The sequence below is a fragment of the Escherichia sp. MOD1-EC6819 genome, assembly GCF_002965765.1.
Taxonomy (GTDB): Bacteria; Pseudomonadota; Gammaproteobacteria; order Enterobacterales; family Enterobacteriaceae; genus Escherichia; species Escherichia ruysiae.
This window is the reverse complement of the sequence record NZ_PTRG01000044.1, coordinates 1-504: the sequence shown is the minus strand read 5'-3', so window position 1 is coordinate 504 and position 504 is coordinate 1. Positions and strand designations below refer to the sequence as shown.

The following is a 504-nucleotide window of genomic DNA, read 5'->3' as shown; positions in this document are numbered from 1 at the left end:
CTCGCCGATGTTACGCGTGCCGATGATTTCATCGCTGATGCCATCCATCTTCACGCTGTAATTGCGGGAGTTATAAATCCAGTTGGCTTCCACGAAAGGCTGGAAGGAACGCGCTTTATGATCATCAATAGCATTATGACCTTGCAGGTACGCTTTCACCCCCAGACGCGTTTGCAGGTTACCTTCGGTGCTGTCCTCAACCAGAGTGCCATTGTCTTCAGTATGATTGTCTGCCTTCACATCCATCCACGTCAGTTGCATTTTAGGCTGCAACCAGTAGCTGGTGCGGGCATCTGCGCTTTCACCAAGACGGAAGGTATAACCCGCTTCAATGGCGGCGGTGATACCGTCAGAGTGATATTTTTCACTGGGCAGATACTCGCCGGAGACGGTGTTATCAAACCAGTTATAGAGCAACCAGCTATCAACATAAGTTCCTGTTTTATCTGCTTCGTTAGCGTACCAGGTGCCATACATGCCCACACTGTAGCCGTCGATTTGCCC

The 504-nt window shown here is 50.2% G+C and carries 1 protein-coding gene; it reads right to left on the bottom strand.

The features are described from left to right. A partial coding sequence (locus tag A7Z06_RS21550; RefSeq protein ID WP_123058189.1) for an autotransporter outer membrane beta-barrel domain-containing protein occupies positions 1-504 on the bottom strand: 504 nt, incomplete at both ends.